Source organism: Streptomyces sp. CNQ329, assembly GCF_000482585.1.
The window spans coordinates 17063-36439 of record NZ_AXVU01000034.1 but is presented as its reverse complement, the minus strand read 5'-3'; the positions used below and the strand labels follow the sequence as shown (position 1 = coordinate 36439).

Genomic DNA, 19377 nt, shown 5'->3' with positions numbered 1-19377 from the left:
ATCAAAGATGGAAACGATTGTCAAAATATATGTCCGGGTGCCGGCCCTCCGGTGACCCGGTACCCGCCCCCGTGCCACCCCGGGGCGAGCCCGCCGGCCCGCCTCCCGCCCCGCCCGCCCCCCGATTTGAAACCAGGGGCACCGCCGCCGGTAACCTGGAGCACCGCTTCGTCGTCGTAATGAAGAGAGCACCGTGGCCGCCGACAAGATCGACACCATCGTCAGCCTGAGCAAGCGCCGTGGCTTCGTCTATCCGTGCAGCGAGATCTACGGTGGCCAGCGCGCCGCCTGGGACTACGGCCCTCTCGGCGTAGAGCTCAAGGAGAACATCAAGCGCCAGTGGTGGCGCACCATGGTCACCTCCCGCGACGACGTCGTCGGCCTCGACTCCTCCGTCATCCTCGCCCGCGAGGTCTGGGAAGCGTCCGGCCACGTCGCCACCTTCACCGACCCGCTCACCGAGTGCACCTCCTGCCACAAGCGCTTCCGCGCCGACCACCTCGAAGAGGCCTACGAGGCCAAGCACGGCCACCCGCCGGCCGGCGGCCTCGCCGACATCAACTGCCCCCACTGCGGCAACAAGGGCGGCTTCACCGAGCCCAAGCAGTTCTCCGGCCTGCTCTCCACCCACCTCGGCCCCACCCAGGACGCCGGCTCGGAGACCTTCCTGCGCCCCGAAACGGCCCAGGGCATCTTCACCAACTTCATGCAGGTCCAGACCTCGTCCCGGAAGAAGCCCCCCTTCGGCATCGCCCAGACCGGCAAGTCCTTCCGCAACGAGATCACCCCCGGCAACTTCATCTTCCGCACCCGCGAGTTCGAGCAGATGGAGATGGAGTTCTTCGTCAAGCCGGGCGAGGACGAGACCTGGCACGAGTACTGGCTCCAGCAGCGCTGGAACTGGTACACCGGCCTCGGCATGCAGGAGAGCAACCTCCGCTGGTTCGAGCACCCCAAGGACAAGCTCTCCCACTACTCCAAGCGCACCGTCGACATCGAGTACCGCTTCGACTTCGCCGGCAGCCAGTGGGGCGAACTCGAAGGCATCGCCAACCGCACCGACTTCGACCTCAAGGCCCACTCCGCGGCCTCCGGCCAGGACCTCTCCTTCTTCGACCAGGAGGCCGGCGAGCGCTGGACCCCCTACGTCATCGAGCCCGCCGCCGGCGTCGGCCGCGCCATGCTCGCCTTCATGCTCGACGCCTACGTCGAGGACGAAGCGCCCAACGCCAAGGGCAAGATGGAAAAGCGCACCGTCATGCGCCTGGACCCCCGCCTCGCCCCCGTCAAGGCCGCGGTGCTCCCCCTCTCCCGCAACCCCGAACTCTCCCCCAAGGCCAAGGGACTCGCCGCCGATCTGCGCGGCCACTGGAACATCGAGTTCGACGACGCCGGCGCCATCGGCCGCCGCTACCGCCGCCAGGACGAGATCGGCACCCCCTACTGCATCACCGTCGACTTCGACACCCTCGACGACAACGCCGTCACCGTCCGCGAACGCGACACCATGAAGCAGGAGCGCGTCTCCCTCGACCAGGTCGAGACCTACCTCGCCGGGCGCCTCATCGGCTGCTGACCGACCCGCTCCACCACGACGGCGCCCCCGGCCGGGGGCGCCGTCGCCGTGTAACGAAGACCGCACGCAATACGCGCAGCGGGCTGCGGCAGGCGCGCACCTTGCTGCACACTGTGCCCCACCGCCAGGCCAGAAGGAGCCACGCACGGCACGAGGCAGAAGCAGCAGGAGGCGTCATGCACGCGAGGGCCACCAGCCGGGTCACCGCCACCGACCCCGACGGCCGCGAGCACACCGTTCACGTCACCGGCGCCGGCGCCCGGCGCACACTGCAGTGCGAAAGCTGTGACTGGAACAGAGCGGCCCAGTTCCTGCCCCGGCTCAAGGCCGAAGAGCACCTCGCGGAAGCACACCGGGCCGCCGGCGGCACCGGGCGCAGCGACTCCGGAACGGCGCCCGCCTCAGGGGCGTAGCCCCCGCACCACCACGTCCACCAGCAACGCGAACTCCCGCTCCACCCCCGGCGTCTGCCAGCCCGGCGCGAACGCCGGATCGTGGAACCTGCGCGTCGCGTCGAACACCGCCCGCGCCAGCCCCTCCACCGAGCGCCGTGCGGCGTGCGCCACCGCCGCTTCCTCCGCATCCCCCGCCGCCACCGCGGGCGGCACCGACAGCACCCCCTGGCGCACCCCGTCCTCCAGGATCAGCGTCAACTGCCCCGTCAGCTCCGCGATGTGCCGCGCCACCACCCCGGCCACCGTCGCGGAACCGGCTGCCGCGTCCGCTTCCGAGCCGGACGCCGCTCCCGCGGCCGTACCTGCGCGGGCCGCCCGGGCGCCGTCGCCTATCAGGTCCATGTACGCCGCGAACATCTCCGGATCGTCATGCGCCTTGTGCCGCTTGGCGTCGAACAGCTCGGCCAGCCACCGCCGCAACCGCACGTCCGCGGGCCCCTCCGCCGCCGTGATCCCCTCCAGCACCGCCGACGTCCGGTCCAGCCACCGCGCCGCCACCGCCGCGTGCAGCGCCGCCTTGCTCGGAAAATGCCGGTACACCGAACCGTGGCTGACACCCAGCACCCGCGCCACGTCCACCACCGTGGCCTTCGCCGGACCGTAGCGGCGCAGCACCTCCTCCGTGGCTTCGAGGATGTGCTCGGAGGTCAGGGTCTCGGGCGGCATCGGCGCTCTCCGGCTCTTCGGGCTCTCCCGACTGGCGTCGGCTCTCCTACCAGCTTCCCAGGCCCCGCCTGCAACGACACGGCCACCCGTCGGGGACGGCCCGGCCTGAACGGGCGGCCCGGGCGGGTGGCGCGGTACCGGCGGGTGCGCGGGCCGGGCCGCGCACCCGCCGTCGTCCCCCTTTACGCCGCGGACTTCCCGTCCGACCTCTCGCTGTCCAGCGTCGCCATCTGCTCCGGCGCGTACCGCTCGCCCGCCGCCGCGCCGGCCGGCACCGCCTCTTCGATCGCGGCCAGATCCGCCGCGTCCAGCTTGACGTCCAGGGCGCCGAGGGACTCGGCCAGCCGGTCGCGGGTCCGCGCGCCCACGAGCGGCACGATCTCCTCGCCGCGGCCGAGCACCCAGGCGATGGCGATCTGCGCGACCGTCACACCCTTGCCGTCGGCCACCTGCCGCAGGGCGTCGACCAGCGCCAGGTTCCGGTCGATGTTGCCGGCGGCGAACCGCGGGCTGTGCGCCCGGAAGTCCTGCGCGCTCAGCTCCCGGACACGCTCACGGGTCATGTGCCCGCTGATCAGACCGCGGGAGAGCACCCCGTACGCGGTGACGGAGATGCCCAGCTCACGGCAGACGGGCAGGATCTCGTCCTCGATGCCGCGGGAGATCAGCGAGTACTCGATCTGCAGATCGGTGATCGGTGCCGTGGCCGCGGCCCGGCGCAGGGTCTCCGCGCCGACCTCGGAGAGCCCGATGTGCCGCACGTGGCCGGCGTCGATCAGCTCCTGCACGGCGCCGACGGTCTCCTCGACGGGGACGTCGGGGTCGAGCCGGGCGAGCCGGTAGACGTCGATGTGGTCGGTGCCGAGGCGCTGCAGCGAGTACGCGGCGAAGTTCTTCACGGCGGCGGGACGGCCGTCGACGCCGAGGAAGCCGCCGTCCGGGTCGCGCAGAGCGCCGAACTTCACACTGACGACGGCCTGGTCGCGGCTGCCGGGGCGGGTGTCGAGGGCCTCGCGGATGAGCAGTTCGTTGTGGCCCATGGCGTAGAAGTCGCCGGTGTCGAGGAGCGTCACGCCGGCGTCGAGGGCGGCGTGGATGGTGGCGATGGATTCCGTGCGGTCCGCGGGCCCGTAGAGCGCGGACATGCCCATGCAGCCGAGGCCGAGGGCGGAGACGCGGGGGCCGGAGGTGCCGAGAGGGCGGGTCGGAAGGGTAGTCATGGCGACAAGTATGGAATGACGAATGACAGATGTCAAAATCTGTCAGCACAATAATCCCGCGCGGCGGAACACCGCCGTCCCCGCCGCCGTTCACCTCACAGTCCGAGACCAAGGAGTAGCCATGCGTCGAGTTCGTCCCGCGTCCTTCGGTGCCGAGCCGGCGGGAGCCCGGCTGACGCGGATTCTCCACTCGCCGAACTACGACCCGGAGGCCGGCGCGTTCCGCAACCCGGTCCCCGCCGCCATCAGCCCGCAGCCCGGCGGCGGCTCCCGCGGCGAGATGATCCGCGCCCTGCTCCGCCGCGACGGCCGCAGACCCGCGGGAGCCGTCCCCGTGCAGCGCCCGGACCTGTCCGCCCCGCCGGCCGACGGGCTGCGCCTGACCTGGCTGGGCCACGCCACCGTGCTCGCCGAGATCGACGGCCGGCGGGTCCTCTTCGACCCGGTCTTCGGCGAGCGCTGTTCGCCGTTCTCCTTCGCGGGCCCGCGCCGCTTCCACCGCGTACCGCTGCCGATCGGCGAACTCGGCCCGCTCGACGCGGTCGTCATCTCCCACGACCACTACGACCACCTCGACATGGGGACCGTCCGCGAGCTCCGCAGGGCGGTCGCCCCCGACGTGCTCTTCGCCGTGCCGCTCGGCGTCGGGGCCCACCTGGAGCGCTGGGGCGTGCCGCAGGACCGCATCGCCGAGCTGGACTGGCACGAGTCGGCCGAGGTCGCCGGCCTGACCCTCACCGCGACGCCCGCCCGCCACTTCTGCGGTCGCGGCATCCGCAACAAGCAGCGCACGCTGTGGGCCTCCTGGGCCGTGCGCGGCCCGGAGCACCGGGTGTTCCACAGCGGCGATACCGGCTACTTCCCCGGCTTCGCCGACATCGGCGCCGGACACGGCCCGTTCGACGCGGCGATGGTGCAGATCGGCGCGTACAGCGACTTCTGGCCGGACATCCACATGACCCCGGAAGAAGGCGTCCAGGCCCATCTCGACCTGCGCGGCGGGGTGCTGCTGCCCATCCACTGGGGCACGTTCAACCTCGCCCCGCACCGCTGGGAGGAGCCCGCGGAGCGCACCGCCGCCGCGGCGGCGGCAGGCGGCGTGCGCGCCGCGATCCCCCGGCCGGGCGAGCCCTTCGAGCCGTCGGCGCGGACGCTGCCGACGAGGCCGTGGTGGCAGGAGATCGCCGCCCCCGAGCGCAGCCCGCAGCCGGGGGGAAGCGGCGGCCGGCGGGCCCCGGCGAAGCCGAGCCCGGCCACGGAGCAGTAGCGGCGCCGGCGCCGGCACGGCGTACGCCGGCGGGCCCGCGGGCCTGCGCCCGGGGGAGCGCACTCCGTGGGCCCGCGGGCCCGCCTTCGCGGTGCCACGGGGCGGCGGTCGCCGGAGGCGGGTCGGGCCGCGTTTGCCGGAGCATGGGCGCACGCCCGGCGCGTGTGCCCGCGCGCCGGGGCACCGCCCCGCCTGCGCCCCCGCCGTGGGTGCCCTGCACCGTGGGCGGATGCGACTCCCTTGTCACCGGGGCCCGTTAGGCTGCCCTTGAGGCACGGACAGAGCGTGCGCATCGGACACGGTGCGTGCGGCGAACGGCAGAGGGCGGCTGTGGGGGAGAGCGAAGCGGGGGTCGGCCGGCGGCTCGCCGGGCGGTATCGCGTGGTGGGGCGGCTCGGGCGGGGCGGCATGGGCACGGTGTGGCGTGCCGTGGACGAAGTCCTGGTCCGCGAGGTCGCGGTGAAGGAACTGCGCGCGTTCGGGGAGGGCGTGGCGCACGACCCGGCGGAGCTGCGACTGCGGATGCAGCGGGAGGCGCGGGCCGCGGCCCGGGTCGGCCACCCGGGCGTGATCGCCGTGCACGACGTCACGGAGCACGAGGGCCGGCCGCTGATCGTGATGGAGCTGGTCGACGGGCCGTCGCTGGATGACGTGATTCGTGAACGGGGCGTGCTGGACCCCGCGGAGGCCGCCGGGATCGGCGCGAAGGTCGTCGACGCGCTGGCCGCGGCGCACCGCGCGGGGATTCTGCACCGGGACGTCAAGCCCGCGAACATCCTGCTGGCCCGCGGGGGCCGCGTCGTCCTCACCGACTTCGGCATCGCCGCGATGGACGACCCGGGCGACGACGGTACGACGCGGCTGACGGCCCCCGGCGAGATGGTTGGCTCCATCGACTATCTGTCGCCCGAGCGGGCCCGCGGTGACCTGCCGGGGCCGCCGTCGGACGTGTGGTCGCTGGGCGCGACGCTGTACGCGGCGGTGGAAGGCATCTCGCCCTTCCGCCGGTCGTCGACGTGGTCGACGATCAGCGCGATCGTGGTGGATCCGCTGCCGGAGCCGCGGCGTGCGGGCCCGCTGGCAGGCGCGCTGCGGGAGTTGATGGACAAGGACCCGGGGCGCCGCGCGGACGTGCTGCGCGCCGGGCGGCTGCTGGCGGCGGTGGCGGCGGGCGAGCCGCCGCCGGACGCGGCGGAGACGATGCGGCTGGGCGGCGCGGGCCCGGGCGCGGCTGCCGCGGGGGCGGCGGCCGGTGCGGGCACGGGGGCGGGCGGGTTCGGTCCGGCGCCGGAGTCGCACACGCCGTCGATGCCGCCGGAGGCGCTGAACGCGGCGGCGGGGCTCGCGCCGGGCCCCGCGGGCGGCCCCGGTGGCGCGGCCGGTGCGGCCGGACCGGGAGCACCGGGGGCGGCGGGCCCGTACGGGCCGGGCGGACGGCCGCCGGGAGCGCCCCCGGGACAGGCCACGCCGCAGGGGGCGTTCACCCCGTATGCGCAGGGCTCTCCCGGCCCCGCCGGGACTCCGTCCGCCCGCCCTCCGTCGCGGCGCCCCCGCCCGCTGATGCTTGCCGGTGCCGCGGTCGCGGTGGCGGCCGTGGCGGCGCTGGCGTTCACCGTGCCGGGGTGGGTGGGCGACGGCGACGGCGACGAGGCGAACGCGCGCGGGGCGGACCGGAGTGCGAGCGCCCCGGCCGGGCAGAGCGGACAGCCGGGCAGCGTGAAGCCGTCGAAGGAGAAGGACGACGGCGAGGAGAGCGCCGCGTCGTCCCCGAGCCCCACCGTCGCGGGCACCTCGCAGCCGGCCGGGAGCCCCGGCGGGAGCGCCCGCGCCACCCCGGAGCCCACCCGCCCCGACGCCACGTCGGCGAAGCCGACGACCCCGGCCACGACGTCGGCGCCGCCCGCGGAGCCGTGGAAGTCGTGCACGTACTACTCGGGCACCGCCCTCACCCAGAGCGGCGACACCGGCGAGCGCGTGGTCCAGGTCCAGTGCATCCTCCGCGCCCGCGGCTACGACCTCGGCGACGGCGGTGTCGACGGCATGTTCGGTCCGAGCACGGAGGCGGCGGTCAAGACGTTCCAGTCCGCGAAGGGGCTGGCCGTCGACGGTCAGGTGGGCCCCGACACCTGGGGTGCGCTGCGGAGCTGACGCCGCGCCCGGGAACCGGCTGACCGGCGGTGGCGCCGGCGACCGCAACGACCGGCTGCGGGAGCTGGTGCGGTCGATGGACGACGAGGCGGTGGAGGCGCCGATCGTGGAGCTGTTCCGCCACCCGCACCTGGGCAACGGGCTGCGCGCCATGCGTTACTTCACCGACTCGGACGACGGCACCCTCGGCTGCTCCCTGAACTACGCCTTCCGCTCCGAGCCGCACGGCGTGGACGTGCTGGTCCGCGCCGTCAGCTCCGACGTGGGCCGGCTCGCGGCGGCGGCGCAGGACATGGACGAGCTGACGCTGGCGGTCCGGGTCCGCCGCGACGAGGACCGCTGAGGGCGCAGCGGTGCGCGACCGCGCCCGGGGTGAGGGACAATGGACGGTCCGTCCCCGTACGCAACGAGGTAATCCGCCGCATGTCCGAGCTGCAGATCGGCCCGCACACCGTCTCCCCGCCCGTGGTGCTCGCGCCCATGGCGGGGATCACGAACGCGCCGTTTCGCACGCTGTGCCGCGAGTTCTCCGGCGGCCGGGGCCTCTTCGTCAGCGAGATGATCACGACGCGGGCGCTGGTCGAGCGGGACGCGAAGACGATGCGGCTCGTGCACTTCGACGGCACGGAGAAGCCGCGGTCGATCCAGCTCTACGGCGTGGACCCGGTGTACACCGGCCGCGCGGCCCGCATGATCGCCGACGAGGACCTCGCCGACCACATCGACCTCAACTTCGGCTGCCCCGTCCCCAAGGTGACCCGCAAGGGCGGCGGCTCGGCGCTGCCGTACAAGCGGAACCTGCTGCGGGCCCTCCTCCGCGAGGCGGTGGCCGGCGCGGGTGACCTGCCGGTGACGATGAAGATGCGCAAGGGCATCGACGACGACCACCTGACGTACCTGGACGCCGGCCGGATCGCCGTCGAGGAGGGCGTCACGGCCATCGCGCTGCACGGCCGCACGGCGGCCCAGCACTACGGCGGCACCGCGGACTGGGACGCGATCGCGCGGCTGAAGGAGCACGTGCCGGAGATCCCGGTGCTGGGCAACGGGGACATCTGGTCGGCGGACGACGCGCTGCGGATGGTGCGCGAGACGGGCTGCGACGGGGTGGTGGTCGGGCGCGGCTGCCTGGGGCGGCCGTGGCTCTTCGGCGACCTGGTGGCGGCGTTCGGTCCGGAGCCGGAGGCGTCGTACGCGCGCCCCGCGCTGAAGGAGGTCGCGGGCGTGATGCGGCGGCACGCGGAGCTGCTGGGGCAGTGGCTCGGCGACGAGCGGCGGGGCGTCATCGACTTCCGCAAGCACGTGCCGTGGTACACGAAGGGTTTCGCGGTCGGCAGGGAAGTGCGCCACCGGATGGCGATGGTCGGCTCCCTCGCGGAGCTGGACGACCTGCTGGGCACCCTGGACCTGGACCAGCCGTGGCCGCCGGGTGCCGACGGCCCGCGGGGGCGCACGGCGGGCCGGAACAAGGTGGTGCTGCCGGAGGGCTGGCTGGCGGACCCGTACGAGCGCCCGCGGGTGGACGCGGACGCGGAACTGGACACGTCGGGCGGCTGAGGGAGCCCGCCACCCCCGGTGCTTTCTGCCCGCACCCCCGCGGCTAGCCTCGGAGCGGTGGACACGACGCACCGGCCCGCCGCGCGGGTCATCTGTCTCGACGCCGCCGAGCGCGTGCTGCTGCTGCGCTGGCGCGACCCCTTCGACGGCGCGCTGATCTGGGAGCCGCCCGGCGGCGGCGTGGAGCCGGACGAAACCCCGCTCGCCGCCGCCCGCCGCGAACTCGCCGAGGAGACCGGCCTCGACCCCGCCGCGGTCCAGGACCGCGGCGTGCCCGTCGCACGGGACTTCCACTGGAAGGGCACCCACTTCGTGGGCACCGAGCACTTCTTCCTCGCCCGCTACCCCGCCGAGCGCCCTCCGCTGCGCCGCACGGGCCTCCTCCCGGACGAGCAGGTCACCCTCACCGGCCACGCATGGGTCTCCTGGTCCGGGATCCCCGCCCTCCCGGACCCGCTGGAACCCCCGCACCTGAGGGCCGTCCTCACCGAACTCGCTCCGGACGGCCCCTGGGCCACGGCCGCGGACGGCTAGCGCACCACGCGGTGCCGGAGGAAGACGACTCCCGAGGCGAAGGTGCGGGTCTCGACGAGTTCGAGGTCCACCCGGCGCTCGTTCCGGGCGAAGTACGGAGCGCCGCCGCCGAGCAGCACCGGGCACACCCTGGCCCGGTACTCGTCGATCAGCCCGAGCTCCGCCGCCTCGGCGGCGAGCACCGCGCCGCCGATCGCGATGTCGCCCTCACCCGGCTCCTCCCGCAGCCGCCCGATCTCCTCGGCCAGACCGCCGGAGGCCAGGCGTGCGTTGCCCTCGACCGCGGTGAGCGTACGGGAGAACACCACCTTCGGCAGGGGGTTCCACAGCCCGGCCCACTCCCGCTCGGCGTCGCGCAGCGACGGGTCCTGCACGGCGGTCTCCCAGTACAGCATCGTCTCGTACAGCCGCCGCCCCATGACATAGACGCCGACGCCACGGATCTCCTCGATGGAGAACCGGAAGACCTCCTTACTCGGCACCGTTTACTGGAAACTGCCGTCCGGGTCGGTGACGAAGCCGTCGAGTGAAGCGGCCATCGAGTAGGTCACGCTGCGCATGGGAAGTCCTCCTGGCTGGGGTCCGACGACGGTAAGACCGGCGCCCCCCCCCGAAACTCATCGCCCCCCGGCCCTCACCCTCCGCCGCCAGCCGACCGCCCGCCCCCAGCCCGCCAAGCCCCGCCCCTGAGGGTCCGGAAGTCCTCCGCGGCCGCTACCGCGTGGAGAGCCCGCCGTCTCCGTAGGCGACTGCGGGCGGGGCGAGAGGGGCGATCTCCCTGCCGAAGAACCCGTGGAAGTCCTCACCGCGTTCGTACAGTGCGTCGAACCCGGCCGAGGTCTCCTCGATCAGGGCACGGTCGGTGAAGCGGTGGGACCCCCTCGCATTCCCGTCGTCGTCATAGAGAACCTCGTACATGGCGACGTCGCCGAGAATGACCACTTCGGGAACGGGACGGTCCTTTTCGATGTCCGAGATCTCACGAGCGTCCAGCACTCGGATCGGGTCTCCCAGTTCCACGCGTACGCGCAGGACGTGAAACTCCCACTGCACGTACGGGGTCACCGGAAACTCCACTACACGAAGGCGGCGCTGCGCAATCCCGAGCTGGGCGGCCTGCTGGAACTGCTGCGCATAGGAGTCGCGTCTTTCGTCGGCGAGGGAGAGCGCACGGTCCCATTCACCTGCCGCGAACGCTTCCCAACTGGCGAATCCGCGCTCTTTGAAGTTCTGTCCGCGTTCGAGCTTGTTCATGTGACGGATTCCGCTGGCGAAGACCCGGCGAAAGTCAGCGTGGTACGTGGGCCGGTCCAGGCGTTCCGAGACGCCGGAGGGGAAGGAGTCAAACACTCGGGATGTCCTGTTTCGCGGCGATCAGCATGTTCCTGGGGATGACGACGAGGCGCTCGTCCGCACCGACGGAGACGCCCGACGGCAGCTTTCGGCCCAGTGCCCCCGTGAGGTCGCGGCCGATGACGACGATGTCGCCGTTCTCGAGTTCCCAGATGTCGGGGCAGTCAGGACTGTCGGTCGTATGACCTAACTCCTGCGGCGATTTCCCCAGACGTCGTTTGAACGTCGTCCCCGGATCGGCTTCCCACGGCCTGGCCATGACGATCTCCCCTCGCTGTACCGGAGTCGAGCGAAGGGATCTTAGCACCGGACGCAAGGGCCCAGTGAGGCTGTAACCGGACAAATGAACGGCGCCTGGTCGGTCTCCTGTTGCCCCGTACGGTCAAGGCGCGCGATGATGAATGCTCGGGAAAACGGCACGGCCCGCGACCGCAACTATCTGCTATTTGTCATAAAGTCCCAAGGCTTGACGTCCGAGGCAGGGAGAACTGTGGACCCGGAGGCAGCCTTACTCGCACAGAGCGCCGGAATCACGCTGGTCACGCTGATGACGACCGACGCCTGGCAGCGCACCCGCGAGGGGATCACGCAGCTCTGGCGCCGCCTGCAGCCGCACCGTGCCGAGACCGTGGCCGCCGAACTCGAAGCCGCCCGTGACGACGCCGTCGCCGCCGAGGCGGCCGGGGACCAGCAGACCGTCGGCGAACTGCAGGCCGAGTGGCAGGGGCGGCTGCGGCGCCTTCTTGTCGCTCACCCCGGCGCCGTCGCGGAACTGCGCGCGCTTCTCGACGAGCTCGAACCCACGGGCGGGACGGGTCCTGTGACCCACCTGCACGCCCGGGCGTCCGGGAGCGCCCGTATCCAGCAGGCAGGACGCGACCAGCACCTCACAGAGCGATGACAGGCGGCATGGACGGCCGCGCCGAGGACCGTGGCCGGGTCTACCAGGCGTCAGGTGATCAGCACATCACCGAACACCACCACCACGGGGGCGGGACCGCCGTGCCCGGCGGCCCCGACTCCGTCCGCCGGCCGGCGGTCGGCCGTCCTCCGGCCGTCCTGCGTGACCGTGCCGAGGTGCTCGCGCGGTTGCGTACGAGTGTGGAGGGGGAGCGGGGCGGCGAGCTCTACGTGCTGTACGGCATGGGCGGGTGCGGCAAGACGGCGGTCGCGTACACGCTCTTCCAGACGGCCACCGGCGAATGCGGCCGGGTCGGCCTGTGGGTCAGCGCCTCCGACCGGTCGAGCCTGCGCGCCGGGATGCTCGCCGTCGCCGCCGACCGGGGCGCCGCCGACGGCGAACTGCTGGCCGCCCGCGGCGGTCTCCGCCCGGCCGCCGACCTCGTCTGGCAGTACCTCGACCGCTCCGCGGAGCCCTGGCTGCTCGTCCTCGACAACGCCGACGAACCCGACATCCTCCGCGACGGCAGTTGGCTGCGCACCAGCCCCCGCGGCACGGTCGTGGTGACCACGCGCCGGTCGGCCGCCCGGTGGTGGCCGGGGGCGGAGTTGCAGCACATCGGCGTGCTGCCGCGCGCGGATGCCGCGCGGGTGCTGCGGGACCTCGCCCCGCACAGCGGCACGCAGCAGGAGGCCGACCGGATCGCGGAGCGGCTCGGCCGGCTCCCGCTCGCCCTCACGCTGGCGGGCGGTTTCCTGTCCCAGCAGGTCCTCGACCCCTGGTCGATGGAGACGTACGGGCGTCGCCTCGACGAAACGGAAGGAGTCGATCTCATCGACGAGGGCGCTGATCCCCTGTCGCCGGAGGACCCCCGGCACCTGGTGGGCCTCACCTGGCAACTGACACTCGACGCCTTCGAGGCCCGGGGCCTGCCGGAGGCGACCGCGCTGTTGAGGCTCCTCGCGCGGTTCTCGCCCGATCCGCTGCCGCTGTCCCTGCTCGACCGCGGCGAGATCGGCGGCGTCCTGCCCCGTGACCGCTGCGAAACCGCGCTGAGGGCGCTGCTCGACCAGTCGCTGACCGAACTCGTCGATGTGGGCGTGCGCTGTACGCAGAGCCACGGAGTGCTGCTCGACAGCGTCGCCGCGGCGACCCCGGCGGAGAAGCTGCCGTCCCTCGACGCCACGGCGGTCCGGCTGCTGGACGCGGCCGTGCCCGTGGTGCCCGACGCGGGCCCGTACGAACCGCGTTACCGGCTGCTGGTGCCCCACGCCCTCGCCCTGCCGCGGCGTGTCGGCGACCCGCGCACGTCCGCGCACGCGCTGGCCGCGGCGACGCGGTTGTCCGTCGCCCTGCACCGCACCGGCGACTACCAGGCGGCCTGGGAAGCCGCCCGGACCGCCGCGGACCTCGGCGAGCGCCGGCTCGGCGCGGGCCACCGTCTCGTTCTGGCGGCCCGCTCCCGGTCCGGCCGGGCGCTCTTCCGGCTGGGCCGCTATGCCGAGGCCGAGCGGCTTCTCAGCCGCATCCGTGCGGCCCAGGAGGTGCTGCTCGGAGCCGATGACCCCGACACCCTCGACAGCGGCCACGGCCTTCAACTCGTCCTCGGCAATCTCGGGAGACGCGACGAGGCCGTCTCCCTGCTGCGCTCCACGGCGGCCGGCAGGCGCCGGGTCCTGGGTCCCGAACATCCCCTGACACTGCGCTCCCGCGCAAGCCTTCTGGTCCTGCTGCCCGCAGTGGACGTCGCCGCCGAGGACGACGGCTCGCTGCCCGCCCTGCCCGAGGAGTGCACCCGGATTCTCGGCCCCGATCACACCGTGACGCTCGGTGCCCGCCAGAACCACGCCTGGGTGCTGTACCGGCTGGGCCGTCTGGACGAGGCGGAGCAGCAGATACGGGCGGTTACCGAGGCGTACCTGCTGCGCTTCGGGCCCGACTACCCGATCACGCTCTCCGCCCGGCAACTGCTCTCCCGGACCCTGACCGCACGCGGCCGCGTGGACGCGGGCATCGAGATCATGACGGATGTGCTGGCCAGGCGGGAGCGCAGCCTGGGGGCCGACCACCCGTTCACGGTCGCAGGCCGGCACCTGCTCGGCGAGTTCGTGGCGGGCCGGGAGCACCCGCCCGAGGCGTACGGGGACTGACCCGTCCTCTGCGGTATGCGGGCGTGGGGTCATTCCTCCGCGGATGTGACCGCCGTCAGCAGGGCCAGGGGGGTCGCCGCCGACCATGACTGCGGCGAGCAGGCGTGGGGGAACGGGACCGGGGTGGGCTGGGTGGTGCGGGGGTAGCCGGCGATGGCCTCCGGGAGGCGGTACGCGGCGTGGACGGCCAGGTCGGTGAGGGCCGCGGCCACCTGGCGGGCCTCCTCGTGGAGGCCGTAGCGGGCCAGGCCGAGGGCCAGGAACGCGTTGTCGTGCGGCCAGACGCTGCCGCGGTGGTACGCCATCGGGTGGTACGCCCCCTGTCCGGCGGCCATGGTCCGTACGCCCCAGCCCGAGAAGAAGTCCGGCTCCAGCAGCCGCCGTCCCACCCGGTGTGCGCGGTCCCGGTCCAGCAGCCCGGACCACAGCAGGTGTCCGGCGTCGGAGGAGAGCGCGTCGGCGGGGTGCCCGGTGCCGTCGAGGGCCAGGGCGGGGAAGTCGGGGCCGGGGAGCCAGAAGTCGGTGAGGAAGCGGGTGCGCAGGTCGCCGGCCGCGGTGGTGAGGCGGTCGGCGAGCGCCGGGTCGGCCCAGGCGCCGGCGGCCAGGCGGGCGGTGTGGGTGAGGGCGGCGTAGGCGTAGCCCTGGGGTGCGGCGGTGGCGATCGCGCCGGTGGCGCGGGTGCCGTCCGCGGCGCAGAGGGCGCCGGGGGAGTCCCGCCAGCTCTGGTCGGCCTGGCCGCCCTCGTCGGCGCGGTGGCGGAGGTAGCCGGTGTCGGCCAGGCCGCCGTCGCGGAACATCCACTCGACGGCGGCGCGGGCCTGATGCTCCAGGAGGCGGGCAAGCTTGTCGTCGCCGGTGTGCCCGGTGAGCGCGCCGAGGAGGACGAGGAAGAGCGGGGTGGTGTCGACCGCGCCGTAGTAGCGCCCGTACGGCACCTGGCCGAAGTGCGCCAGCTCGCCGTGGCGTACCTCGTGCACGATCTTCCCCGGCTCGCCGTCCGCCTCGCCGGCCTGGGTCGCGGCGAGCGCGAGGAGCGTGGCGTGGGCGAGGGCCGGACGGTGGTGGAGCGCGAAGAGGGAGGTCACGAGCGCGTGCCGGCCGACGAGCGCGAGGAACCACGGGACGCCCGCGGCGGGCACCTGAAGCGCCTCGCCGGCGGGTCCGGTGGCGGGGACGAGGAGGCCGTCGAGGTCCGTGAGCCCTTGCTCGGCGGCGCGGGTGAGGTGCGGCCAGGCAGTGGTGGGGGGTGGGGCCGTGTCCCCGGCGGGGGTGTGCGCGGCCGGAGTGGGGGGCGCCGCGGTACGGGCCGGGGGCGCGCTCGCGGCGCCGGGCGCCGGGGGCGGGGCGGTGTCCGCGTCGGGCGGAGGCGGCGGGATGGTTGCGGTGCCGTGGTCCGCCTCGGCGGCACCGGGCGCCCCGGTCCGGACCTCACCGGCCGCCGCGTTCCCGGCCTCCGTCGCCGCGCCCGGGTCCGCCGCCCCCGGATCCACCGCTGCCGCGGCACGCAGTGTCACCTCTATCGTCTCGTGTGGCTCCAGCGCCAGCCGCCACACCAGCCGCCGTGCGCCGCTCCCCGTCTCCTCCACCGCGTCCGGCGGCGGGTCGGCCGTGACCGTCGTGCGGGCCCGCCATCCACCGCGGCGATAGCGGAACTCCACCCCCGCGGGCAGGACTTCCCGGGTCCGTACCGCGTGGGGCTTGTCGTAGGCGCGGTGGTCGGCCCGTAACTCGAACTGGTCGGCGAAGTCCGCGTCGACCGTCAGCGCGAGCCACAGCTTCTCGGGCTCGGCGCGGTTCCCGGTGATGCGCAGGGTGTCGAACAGCGCGCCCTCCGCGACGCGCTGCGCGCGGAAGACCGTGTGCGGCGGCGGTTCGTCGCGGCCGGTGGGCGGTACGAGGACGGCGTGGGCCCAGGCCGGGCCGGTGGTGGCCGGCTCGGCGGCCAGCAGGGTGGGGACCGCGCCGTCCACCGTCAACTGCCAGCGGCTCAGGTGCCGGGTGTCCCCGTGGAAGAAGCCGTCCGGCCGGGTCCCCCGGGCCCCGGTGACGTCGCCGGAGCGGGTCACCGAGGCGAACGCCCCGCCGTGGAAGAGAAGCCGGTGTTCCGCGCCGCTCATGCGAGCGCCTCCCCTGCGAGGTGTCCTCGCTTCATTACGTCTGGTTGGCACGCAAAACTAGCGCGGTGTTGTCGGGCCGACAAGCAGAACCGGGGGCGCACGCACGCACGTTGCGGGAGCACGGCCCGTGTCCCCCCGGATGCCCTCCGGGCGCCCTCGTGTCCACATAGTGAGATTTCCCGCACCCGATCGCGTGATTCTCCCCACGCTTGATACCTATCTTGCTCAGATGAGCGCTCACATGTGGACATCATCTCTCGTATGCGCGGCACTGAGTGCCATTCGCATCCCTTCACCACTCGAAGCCACCGCTGCGCTCCGTCACGCGGATGACCCGCCCGGCTTGCCGATGCCCGCCCGTCCGGGATCGTCGTTAAGAGAAGTGAAGAAGGGGCGCGGCTCCCGGTCGCCAACAGGATCCCAGGCATGAGGGCCGAACCCCCTCGTGATCGTCTACGGCTCATCCCCTGGAGCCTTCGATCTGGGTATGTTCCTCGCCGTCAGGGCAGCTCCCCGCCAGGGGTCCCACACGAGGAGTCGATCCCGTGCCGGAAACGAAGCCGGAGAAGAAGAAGGCAGCGAAGAAGTCCCCGGGGAACGGGGCCGCGTCCGCGCCGGAGGTGGCCGGGGGCACGTTCGTCTACGACTTCCACGAGGGCAACAAGGACCTCAAGGACCTGCTCGGCGGCAAGGGCGCGAACCTCGCCGAGATGACCAACCTCGGCCTGCCCGTCCCGCCGGGCTTCACCATCACCACCGAGGCGTGCAAGGTCTACCTCGCCACCGGCGCCGAGCCGCCCGCCCTGCGCGACGAGGTCGGTGCGCACCTCGACGCCCTCGAACGGCGCATGGGCAAGCGGCTCGGCCAGGCGGACGGCCCGCTGCTGGTCTCCGTACGCTCCGGCGCCAAGTTCTCCATGCCCGGCATGATGGACACCGTCCTCAACATCGGCCTCACCGACGCGTGCCTCCCCGGGCTGGCCGCCCAGGCAGGCGACGAACGGTTCGCCTGGGACTCCTACCGCCGCCTCATCCAGATGTTTGGCAACACCGTGCAGGGCATCGACGGCGAGCTGTTCGAGAACGCCATCGAGAGGGCCAGGCGCGCCAAGGGCGCCGCCACCGACGTCGAGCTGGACGCCGCCGACCTCGAAGCCCTCGTCGGCACGTTCAAGGACATCGTCGCCCGGGAGACCGGCCACCCCTTCCCGCAGGACCCGCGCGAGCAATTGGACCTGGCCGTACGGGCCGTCTTCGAGAGCTGGAACGGCGAGCGCGCCAGGCTCTACCGCCGCCAGGAGCGCATCGCCGGCGACCTCGGCACGGCCGTCAACATCTGCTCCATGGTCTTCGGCAACCTCGGCCCCGACTCCGGCACCGGTGTCGCCTTCACCCGCGACCCGGCCAGCGGCCAGCAGGGCGTCTACGGCGACTACCTGCAGAACGCGCAGGGCGAGGACGTCGTCGCCGGCATCCGCAACACCGTGCCGCTCGCCAAGCTCCAGGACCTCGACGAGAAGTCCTACGACGAGCTGCTGCGGATCATGGAGACGCTGGAGACGCACTACCGCGACCTGTGCGACATCGAGTTCACCATCGAGCGCGGCAAGCTGTGGATGCTGCAGACGCGGGTCGGCAAGCGCACCGCGGCGGCGGCGTTCCGTATCGCCGTGCAACTCGTCGACCAGGGGCTGATCACCGAGGCCGAGGCGCTGCAGCGCGTCACCGGGGCGCAACTGGCGCAGCTCATGTTCCCCAGGTTCGACAACGGCCACAAGGGCGAGCTGCTCGCACGCGGCATCGCCGCCTCGCCGGGCGCCGCCGTCGGCAAGGCGGTCTTCGACTCGTACACGGCCGTGAAGTGGTCGCGCTCCGGCGAGAAGGTCATCCTCATCCGCCGCGAGACCAACCCCGACGACCTCGACGGCATGATCGCCGCCGAGGGCATCCTCACCTCCCGCGGCGGCAAGACCTCGCACGCCGCCGTGGTCGCGCGCGGCATGGGCAAGACGTGCGTGTGCGGCGCGGAGGAACTGGAGGTCGACACCAAGCGCCGGCAACTGACCGCGCCCGGCGGCGAGGTCATCGACGAGGGCGACGTCGTGTCCATCGACGGCTCCAGCGGCAAGGTCTACCGCGGCCGGGTGCCGGTCGTGCCGTCGCCGGTCGTGGAGTACTTCGAGGGCCGCATGCACGCCGGCGCCGAGGACGCCGACGAACTCGTCGTCGCCGTGCACCGCCTCATGTCCTACGCCGACCGCATCCGCCGGCTGCGCGTCCGGGCCAACGCCGACAACTTCGACGACGCCGCCCGCGCCCGCCGCTTCGGCGCGCAGGGCATCGGGCTGTGCCGTACCGAGCACATGTTCCTCGGCGAGCGGCGCGAGCTGGTCGAGCGGCTGATCCTCGCCGACACCGAGGGGGAGCGCGACGCGGCCCTGAAGGAGCTTCTGCCGCACCAGCAGCGGGACTTCGTCCAGCTCTTCGAGGTGATGGACGGGCTGCCGGTCACGGTGCGCCTCCTCGACCCGCCGCTGCACGAGTTCCTGCCGGACATCACGGAGCTGTCGGTGCGGGTCGCGCTCGCCGAGTCGCGCAAGGACCACAACGAGAACGACCTGCGCCTCCTCCAGGCCGTCCACCGGCTGCACGAGCAGAACCCGATGCTCGGCCTGCGCGGGGTGCGCCTCGGGCTGGTGATCCCCGGACTGTTCACGATGCAGGTACGGGCCATCGCGGAGGCGGCGGCGCAGCGGCGCGCGGCGAAGGGCGACCCGCGGGCGGAGATCATGATCCCGCTGGTGGGCACGGTGCAGGAACTGGAGCTGGTGCGCGACGAGGCGGAGACCGTCATCGCCGAGGTGGAGGCGGCGCACGGCGTGGAGCTGAAGCTGACGCTGGGCACGATGATCGAGCTGCCGCGGGCGGCGCTGACGGCGGGCCAGCTCGCGGAGTCGGCGGACTTCTTCTCCTTCGGCACCAACGACCTGACCCAGACCGTGTGGGGCTTCTCGCGCGACGACGTGGAGGCGAGCTTCTTCACCGCCTACCTGGAGAAGGGGATCTTCGGGGTCTCCCCGTTCGAGACGATCGACAAGGACGGCGTCGGCGCGCTGGTCCGCGACGCGGTGAAGGCGGGGCGCGCGACGCGGCCGGACCTGAAGCTGGGGATCTGCGGCGAGCACGGCGGCGACCCGGAGTCCGTCCACTTCTTCCACGAGGTGGGGCTGGACTACGTCTCGTGCAGCCCGTTCCGTATCCCGGTGGCCCGGCTGGAGGCGGCCCGGGCGGCGGCGAACGGGACCGCCCGGAACGGGGCGTCCCCGCACGGCAGGAAGGCCGCGGGCGCCGCGTCCGCCGCGAACGGCGGGCCGCAGCCGGCCGCCTGAACCACCGGCCACCGTCGGCGTTCGCCCTGACCCTCACCCGACGG

15 protein-coding genes and 1 pseudogene are annotated in these 19377 nt (G+C 73.3%); 10 read left to right on the top strand and 6 right to left on the bottom strand.

Features of this window, described 5'->3' with window-relative positions; all coding sequences use genetic code 11:
* The first annotated feature begins 193 nt into the window (after positions 1-193).
* Positions 194-1576 carry a glycine--tRNA ligase gene (locus I003_RS0121815; protein WP_027773452.1) on the top strand — a complete coding sequence of 461 codons (1383 nt, stop codon included), beginning with the start codon at positions 194-196 and terminating at the stop codon, positions 1574-1576.
* Between the two features lie 176 nt (positions 1577-1752).
* Positions 1753-1989: a hypothetical protein gene (locus tag I003_RS0121810; protein ID WP_027773451.1), complete on the top strand. Its 237-nt coding sequence runs from the start codon at positions 1753-1755 to the stop codon at positions 1987-1989.
* Here I003_RS0121810 and I003_RS0121805 read toward each other — a convergent pair.
* Positions 1978-2697 (bottom strand): TetR family transcriptional regulator, encoded by a 720-nt coding sequence (locus I003_RS0121805; RefSeq protein ID WP_027773450.1) that lies wholly within the window; start codon positions 2695-2697, stop codon positions 1978-1980. The two genes, I003_RS0121810 and I003_RS0121805, sit on opposite strands and share 12 nt — an antisense overlap.
* Positions 2698-2879: 182 nt before the next feature.
* Positions 2880-3917: an aldo/keto reductase gene (locus I003_RS0121800; RefSeq protein ID WP_027773449.1), complete on the bottom strand. Its 1038-nt coding sequence runs from the start codon at positions 3915-3917 to the stop codon at positions 2880-2882.
* Between the two features lie 121 nt (positions 3918-4038).
* Here I003_RS0121800 and I003_RS0121795 point away from each other — a divergent pair, with 121 nt between their 5' ends.
* From I003_RS0121795 to I003_RS0121775, 5 genes are all read left to right on the top strand, one after another.
* On the top strand, positions 4039-5184 hold the full coding sequence (locus tag I003_RS0121795) for an MBL fold metallo-hydrolase (protein ID WP_037721397.1): 1146 nt from the start codon (positions 4039-4041) through the stop codon (positions 5182-5184).
* A gap of 330 nt (positions 5185-5514) precedes the next feature.
* Positions 5515-7332 carry a protein kinase domain-containing protein gene (locus I003_RS0121790; protein WP_486584328.1) on the top strand — a complete coding sequence of 606 codons (1818 nt, stop codon included), beginning with the start codon at positions 5515-5517 and terminating at the stop codon, positions 7330-7332.
* Positions 7316-7675, top strand: a complete 360-nt coding sequence (locus I003_RS32850; protein WP_486584327.1) for a hypothetical protein — start codon at positions 7316-7318, stop codon at positions 7673-7675. The genes I003_RS0121790 and I003_RS32850 overlap by 17 nt, the downstream gene beginning before the upstream one ends.
* Before the next feature lie 80 nt (positions 7676-7755).
* On the top strand, positions 7756-8889 hold the full coding sequence (gene dusB / locus I003_RS0121780) for a tRNA dihydrouridine synthase DusB (protein WP_027773446.1): 1134 nt from the start codon (positions 7756-7758) through the stop codon (positions 8887-8889).
* A gap of 57 nt (positions 8890-8946) precedes the next feature.
* Positions 8947-9423, top strand: coding sequence for an NUDIX domain-containing protein (locus I003_RS0121775; RefSeq protein WP_027773445.1), 477 nt, complete (start codon positions 8947-8949; stop codon positions 9421-9423).
* Here the strand turns inward: I003_RS0121775 and I003_RS32845 are convergent.
* From I003_RS32845 to I003_RS0121760, 3 genes and pseudogenes are all read right to left on the bottom strand, one after another.
* A pseudogene (locus tag I003_RS32845) lies at positions 9420-9983 on the bottom strand (dihydrofolate reductase family protein). The gene I003_RS0121775 and the pseudogene I003_RS32845 sit on opposite strands and share 4 nt — an antisense overlap.
* 154 nt (positions 9984-10137) lie before the next feature.
* Complete coding sequence (locus I003_RS0121765) at positions 10138-10773, bottom strand: DUF6879 family protein (RefSeq protein ID WP_027773444.1); 636 nt, start codon at positions 10771-10773, stop codon at positions 10138-10140.
* On the bottom strand, positions 10766-11035 hold the full coding sequence (locus I003_RS0121760; RefSeq protein ID WP_027773443.1) for a hypothetical protein: 270 nt from the start codon (positions 11033-11035) through the stop codon (positions 10766-10768). Before I003_RS0121760 ends, I003_RS0121765 begins: the two co-directional genes overlap by 8 nt.
* 231 nt (positions 11036-11266) lie before the next feature.
* Between I003_RS0121760 and I003_RS0121755 the strand changes: the two genes are divergently transcribed.
* Positions 11267-11677 (top strand): hypothetical protein, encoded by a 411-nt coding sequence (locus tag I003_RS0121755; protein WP_027773442.1) that lies wholly within the window; start codon positions 11267-11269, stop codon positions 11675-11677.
* Positions 11678-11685: 8 nt separating this feature from the next.
* A complete protein-coding gene (locus I003_RS0121750; protein WP_027773441.1) occupies positions 11686-13827 on the top strand; it encodes a tetratricopeptide repeat protein in 2142 nt (713 codons plus the stop codon).
* A 29-nt stretch (positions 13828-13856) separates the two neighbouring features.
* Here I003_RS0121750 and I003_RS0121745 read toward each other — a convergent pair whose 3' ends face one another.
* Positions 13857-15944 (bottom strand): glycogen debranching N-terminal domain-containing protein, encoded by a 2088-nt coding sequence (locus I003_RS0121745; protein ID WP_027773440.1) that lies wholly within the window; start codon positions 15942-15944, stop codon positions 13857-13859.
* A gap of 620 nt (positions 15945-16564) precedes the next feature.
* On the opposite strand from I003_RS0121745, the gene ppdK reads away from it, so the two are divergent.
* The gene (gene ppdK, locus I003_RS32840) at positions 16565-19333 is read left to right on the top strand and encodes a pyruvate, phosphate dikinase (protein ID WP_486584333.1); all 2769 of its coding nucleotides are present in this window, start codon (positions 16565-16567) and stop codon (positions 19331-19333) included.
* The last annotated feature ends 44 nt before the right edge of the window (positions 19334-19377 follow it).